The sequence below is a fragment of the Roseiarcus sp. genome (assembly GCF_052145395.1).
Classification (GTDB): domain Bacteria; phylum Pseudomonadota; class Alphaproteobacteria; order Rhizobiales; family Beijerinckiaceae; genus Roseiarcus.
The window spans coordinates 1-6208 of record NZ_JBKQOT010000422.1 but is presented as its reverse complement, the minus strand read 5'-3'; the positions used below and the strand labels follow the sequence as shown (position 1 = coordinate 6208).

The window sequence follows — 6208 nt, the reverse complement described above, 5'->3', positions numbered from 1 at the left end:
ATCGATCAAACCGCAGACCCGCAAGACCCGCAAATTCCCTCAAATCTTTCCAAATGCGATTCCCCTGGGGTAAAATTAGGATGGATGAATCACGTCCCGCTTTCCTGCAGCCGCATGGAGATTACCGCATATCGGCTCCGGCGGCGGTGACTCGCGTCGCACTTCCGTTTCGCCGGCAAAACCTTCATCATGCGCCGACTCCAGCAATAGGCGGCCATTTTGACGGGAAAACCGATCGATACACGCGGCGCGTTGCACTTCCGGTTCCGCGGTCGCGACGTCGCGCTCGACCGTTTTTCGCCGCGCGCGACCGTGCTCGACTGGCTGCGCGAGGACGCGCTCGCCAAGGGGACGAAGGAGGGCTGCGGCGAAGGCGACTGCGGCGCCTGCACGGTCGTTCTGGCGCGCCTCAAGGACGGCCCGCTGCGCTACGACGCGGTCAACGCCTGCATTCTGCTCGTCGGGCAACTCGACGGCGCGGAGCTCATCACGATTGAGGACCTCGCCGACGGCGAAGTCCTTCACCCGGTTCAGCAGGCGATGGTCGACCTGCATGGGTCCCAGTGCGGCTTCTGCACGCCGGGTATCGTCATGAGCCTGTTCGCCGCCTATCACTCCGGGGCGCCCGCCACGCCGGCGAGCCTCAACGATCAACTCGCGGGCAACCTCTGTCGCTGCACCGGCTATCGGCCGATCCTGGCGGCGGGTCTCGCGGCCTGCGACGGGGCGGCGGCCGATCGATTCGCGGCGACGGCCGACGAGCGCACCGCCGCGCTCGCCGCGCTCGCCGATGGCAGGGATCTGTTCGTCGGCGACGAGACGCGCTTCTTCGCCGCGCCGGCCAGCCTCGATTCGCTCGCGGCGCTGAGCGCGCGCTTCCCCGACGCCACGCTCGTGGCCGGCGCGACCGACGTGGGCTTGTGGATCACCAAGCAGCTGCGCGACATCGCGCGCGTCATCTGGCTCGGCCGGGTTGCCGGCCTCGACGCGGTCGGCAAGGCGGCGGACGGCGCGCTATCGCTCGGCGCAGGCGTCGCTCTTCTCGAGACCGCGCCGCTTCTGGCGAGAATTCATCCCGATCTGGGCGAGCTGATGCGCCGCTTCGGCTCTGTCCAGGTGCGGACGAGCGGCACGGTTGGCGGCAACATCGCCAACGGCTCGCCGATCGGCGATCTCGCGCCGGCGCTGATCGCGCTCGGCGGCCGGGTCGTGCTGCGCAAGGGCGCGGCGACGCGCACCCTGCCGCTCGAGGACTTCTTCATCGCCTATGGCAAGCAGGACCGGGCGCCCGGCGAGTTCGTACTGGCGGTCGAGGTTCCGCAACTCCGAGAGGGCCAGCATTATCGCGCCTTCAAGATCTCGAAACGGCTCGACGAGGACATTTCGGCCGTGATGCTCGGCGCCCGCATCGACCTCGAGGGCCGACGGATCGCGGGCGCGCGGATCGCCTACGGCGGCATGGCGGCGACGCCGAAGCGGGCGGCGAACGCCGAGCGCGCGCTTGCCGGCGCGAGCCTCGACGAACCGGAAACCTGGGCTGCCGCGCTTGCTGCGCTCGCCTCCGACTTCACGCCCTTGACCGACCAGCGGGCGACGGCCGCCTATCGCGTGGCGGCCGCGCGCAGCGTGCTGCGGAAGACGCTGATCGAAATCGCCGGCGCCGCCGCCCCGACCCGGATTGGAGCGCTCCATGCCGCAGAGTGACGTCCTCGAAGGCGCCCCGACCGCCGCTGTTCACAAGCCGCTGCCCCACGATTCCGCCCGCCTGCATGTCCAGGGTTCGGCGAATTACGTCGACGACATCCGCGAGCCCGAAGGGACGCTGCATGTCGCCATCGGCATGGCTGACGTGGCGGCGGGCGAACTGAAGACCCTTGACCTATCGGCGGTCAAGGCGGCGCCCGGCGTCGTGGCGGTGATCGCGGCGGCGGACGTTCCGGGCAAGAACGACATCGCGCCCGTGTTCGCCGACGAGCCGCTGCTCGTCGAACGGGAGGTGATGTTCCACGGGCAGGCCGTCTTCGCCGTCGTCGCCCGAACGCGCGACGAAGCGCGACGCGCCGCGCGCCTCGGCAAAATGGAAATCGAGGCGCGCCCGCCGTCCGTCACCATCGCCGACGCGCTGAAAACCGGCGCGCGCGTGCAAGACGACTATGCCTTCGGCAGAGGCGACGCCAAAGCGACGATCGCGGCCGCGCCGCACCGCCTGGAGGGACAGTTCGTCATCGGCGGGCAGGAGCATTTCTATCTCGAGGGCCAGGCCTCCTTCGCCATCCCCGGCGAGGTCGACGAGATGACCGTTTACGCCTCGAGCCAGGACCCGACCGAGACGCAACACATCGTGGCGCGCGTCCTCGGCGTGCCGGACGCCTTCGTCACTGTCGAGACCCGCCGCATGGGCGGCGGCTTCGGCGGCAAGGAGAGTCAGGCCTGCACCTGGGCGGCGATGGCGGCCGTCGCCGCGAAACTGACCGGCCGGCCGTGCAAGGTCCGGCTCGACCGCGACGATGATTTCGCGCTGACCGGCAAGCGGCACGATTTCCGCGCCGATTGGCGGGTCGGCTACGACGACCATGGCGTCGTCGCCGGCTACGACGTGATGCTGAACGCGCGCTGCGGCTGCTCGGCCGACCTGTCGCCCGGCGTCGTCGACCGCGCGATGTTCCACGCCGGCAACGGCTACTGGCTGCCGGACGTCGCCATCGGCACGCGGCGGCTGAAGACCAACACGGTGTCGAACACCGCCTTCCGCGGCTTCGGCGGGCCGCAGGGCATGATCGCGATCGAGCGCGTCATGGACGCGATCGCACGCGAGCGCGGGATCGATCCGCTCGACGTCTGCAAGGCGAACCTGCTCCGCGCCGGTCTCGACCGCACGCCCTACGGGCAGGCCGCCGAGGATTTCGAGACGCAGCCGGCGATGATCGAGGAGCTCGAGCGAACCAGCGACTATCGCGCCCGCCGCGCCCGCATCGCCGCCTTCAACGCGACGAGCCCTTATATCAAGCGCGGGATCGCGCTGACGCCGGTGATGTTCGGCATCTCGTTCACCCTGATCCCGATGAACCAGGCCGGCGCGCTCGTCCACGTCTATTCCGACGGCTCGATCCATCTCAATCACGGCGGCACCGAGATGGGGCAGGGCCTGTTCACCAAGGTCGCCCAGATCGTCGCCGAAGAATTCGGCGTGCCGATCCATTTCGTCCGCATCACCGCGACCAACACGGCCAAGGTCGCCAACGCCTCGCCGACCGCCGCCTCCTCGGGCACGGACCTCAACGGCATGGCGGCGAAGATCGCGGCGGGCGAGATCAAGGGCCGCATGGCGGCCTACGCCGCCGAGCTGTGGGGCGTACCGACGGAAACCGTTGAGTTTCGCGACGCCTGCGCGGTCTCGGGCAATCATTCGATGGAGTTTTCCGCGCTCGCCAAGGCCTGCCGCCACGCGCGGGTGCAGCTCTCCCACGCCGGCCATTACAAGACGCCGGAAATCCATTGGGACCGCGCCAAGGCGACCGGTCGGCCGTTCTACTATTTCGCCTATGGCGCGGCCTGCTCGGAGGTCGCGATCGATACGCTGACCGGCGAGATGCGCGTCTTGCGCGCTGATCTCCTGCACGACGTCGGCGCCTCGATCAATCCGGCGCTCGACATCGGGCAAGTCGAGGGCGGCTTCATCCAGGGCATGGGCTGGCTGACGACGGAGGAACTCGTCCACGATTCCAAGGGAAGGCTGACCACCCATGCGCCCGCGACCTACAAGATCCCGGTCGCCTCCGACGTTCCGCCGGTCTTCAACACGAAACTCCACACACGCGCCAACCCGACGCCCAGCATCTACCGCTCGAAGGCGGTCGGCGAGCCGCCGCTCATGCTCGCGATCTCTGTTTATTCGGCCATTCTCGACGCCGTGCACGCGACGAACCCGAGAGGCCACCCCCGGCTCGAGGCGCCCTGCACGCCTGAATCGATTCTCAACGCGATCGCCTCGCTCGACGGGGCGCGCTGAGGGCGTGATGCAGGCCTTCCGACGCCTCCTCGAAGCGATCGAAGCCGAAGGGTCGGCGGCGCTGGTGACGCTTGCGCGGGTTCAGGGCTCGAGCCCGCGCGAGGCCGGGGCGCGCATGGTGGTCCGGCCGTCCGGCGGCTTTCACGGCACGATCGGCGGCGGCGCGCTCGAATGGGTCGCGCTCGAGGCGGCGCTCACGGCGCTCAAGGCCGGGCGTGGCCAGGCGGCGAGGCGGTCTCTCGCGCTCGGCCCCGAGCTTGCGCAGTGCTGCGGCGGCCGGGTCGACTGGCGCATCGAGGTCTTCGACCGGCAGGACGCCGCCGACATTGGCTTGCTGGCGGCGGCTGAAACCGAGGGCGTGAAGACCGTGACCGCCCGCGTCGGCGGCGACGGTCGGGTCGAGCGCAGGATCGATCGCGACCGTCCCGGAGGGCGCCTGACCGAGAGCCTCCCCGACGGGCGGGAATGGACCGAGCCGCTCGGCGAAAGCGCCGGCGCTGTCTATCTGTTCGGGGCAGGGCACGTAGGGCGCGCGGTGGCGCTCGCGCTCGCGCCTCTGCCCTTCGTCGTGCGCTGGATCGACTCGCGCCGCGACGCCTTTCCGGCGCGCGCCCCGGCCAATGTTGCGCTGTTTCACGCCCCCGAGCCAGCCGCACAGCTCGCCGAGGCGCCGGAGGGCGCGCTGATCGTGGTGATGACCCACTCGCACGCGATCGACCTCGACATCGTCGCGGCGGCGCTCAAGGCCGAGCGGTTCGGCTACGTCGGCCTGATCGGCTCCGCGACCAAGCGCGCCCGCTTCCTGCGCCAGATGCGCGACGCGGGCCTTACCGATTCGATGCTCGCCAACCTCGTCTGCCCGATCGGCGTTCCCGGCATCGAAGGCAAAGACCCCGCCGTTATCGCCGCCTCGACCGCGGCGCAGCTTCTGATGGTGTCGGAGCGGACGTCGGCGAACAGGGCGGTATAGAGCCGGTGGACAGGAACGGCGCCGATGATCGGCAAACGCGCTTTACATGATGTCTTCAGGTTAAACCGGCCATCCGCAGGGTGCCAAAGCGTCCGGCTGTCGACGGGCGACGGCGACGATTGCACCCAGGGAGGCCAAAAGAGCCGGTCGCCTGGATGCCGTCGGCGCGAGAGATTTGGATTTCCTCGCGCGTCCGCGGAGCGCGGCGCAGTCGGGCGCCATTCGGCGCGTATTCGGCGCGCGTTCGGCATGCGCTCGGCATGCGTTCGACGCGCGTTCAGCGCTGGATTTGACTCTCTTATTCACCCGTGAATCGTGATCTTTCAACACGTTACACTCGAGTTTGCGAAAAAATCCTTTCGCGCGAATTTTCTTCGTCATGCGGCCCATCGCTGGGCAAACGGCCGCGTCCCGTTTAAGGACGGCGTCGATCCGCGTGCGCTTCATCTGAAACTCGCACGAAGGAATCATACCGGTGTTTCTGTTTTTCTGCAACCAAAAGTCGCATCATCGCCTTTCACGCGAGTGCAGGGCGCCGGCGCTTTTCTCCGCCCAAAACAAGGGACCGTCGAGCGCCAAGCTTGCTCCGGCTCCCGGATCACTTTGACGCTCGCGAGGACTGGGGCGCGAGGCGGCGTGACCCCGGCCAGGATCAAGGCCAAAACCGGCGGGTCCGGGCGGCGCTGGCGATGACCTCGTCGCGACCCGCGAAGGCCGGAGCAATGGTCGAAGGCCCGGGTGAGGGTTTGACCGTCGCGACCCCATTTCATCGTGCTTTAGCGGCGATTGAACCGACCGTTAGGCTGTCTCTTCAGCGTCGATCGACTCGTTCGGCGCCGTCCCGCCCCTTAAGCGTACAGGCGCCGAAGAAGGGTCGGCGCCTGAAATCAAGAGTCGTTGCTTCCTCGATGCGTTGTTCTCGACGCGCGGTTATTATGGCGGACCACAAAGGGTCACGTATTCCGGCTGATATTCTCCGTTTGTGAATTTGGTCAACCGGCAACCCGAGCCTTGGGGGACGCCCGAGCCTTGAGGGACGGTCGCTGTCGCTTCACTCGGTATGACCGTTAGCGCCTCGGACGCGCTTCGCGGCAAGGCCCCTCTCAGAGCCCGACTCGAAATTCAAACGGCTTCGTTTTTCCGCGCAATCCTTCGCATAAGGAGGAAAGCGAGGGCCAATTGGAGCCATGCGAGTGAGGATTCGATTGTCGCCTCGAAATCCTTTGACA

General features: G+C 67.9%; 3 protein-coding genes. All 3 read left to right on the top strand.

Annotation, left to right across the window (positions count from 1 at the left end):
- Positions 1-219 precede the first annotated feature (219 nt).
- Genes xdhA through xdhC form a run of 3 tightly spaced genes read left to right on the top strand, consistent with a single transcriptional unit; the run spans position 220 to position 4979 of the window.
- Positions 220-1704 carry a xanthine dehydrogenase small subunit gene (gene xdhA / locus ACLP25_RS14255; RefSeq protein WP_442469843.1) on the top strand — a complete coding sequence of 495 codons (1485 nt, stop codon included), beginning with the start codon at positions 220-222 and terminating at the stop codon, positions 1702-1704.
- A complete protein-coding gene (gene xdhB / locus ACLP25_RS14250; RefSeq protein WP_442469842.1) occupies positions 1691-4009 on the top strand; it encodes a xanthine dehydrogenase molybdopterin binding subunit in 2319 nt (772 codons plus the stop codon). The genes xdhA and xdhB overlap by 14 nt, the downstream gene beginning before the upstream one ends.
- A gap of 7 nt (positions 4010-4016) precedes the next feature.
- Complete coding sequence (xdhC, locus tag ACLP25_RS14245) at positions 4017-4979, top strand: xanthine dehydrogenase accessory protein XdhC (protein WP_442469841.1); 963 nt, start codon at positions 4017-4019, stop codon at positions 4977-4979.
- Positions 4980-6208: the final 1229 nt, after the last annotated feature.

What these genes read in the sequence shown, in the direction of transcription:
- xdhB (WP_442469842.1), top strand. Translation starts at nt 1,691, where the DNA reads ATGCCGCAGAGTGACGTCCTCGAAGGCGCCCCGACCGCCGCTGTTCAC.
- xdhC (WP_442469841.1), top strand. Translation starts at nt 4,017, where the DNA reads ATGCAGGCCTTCCGACGCCTCCTCGAAGCGATCGAAGCCGAAGGGTCG.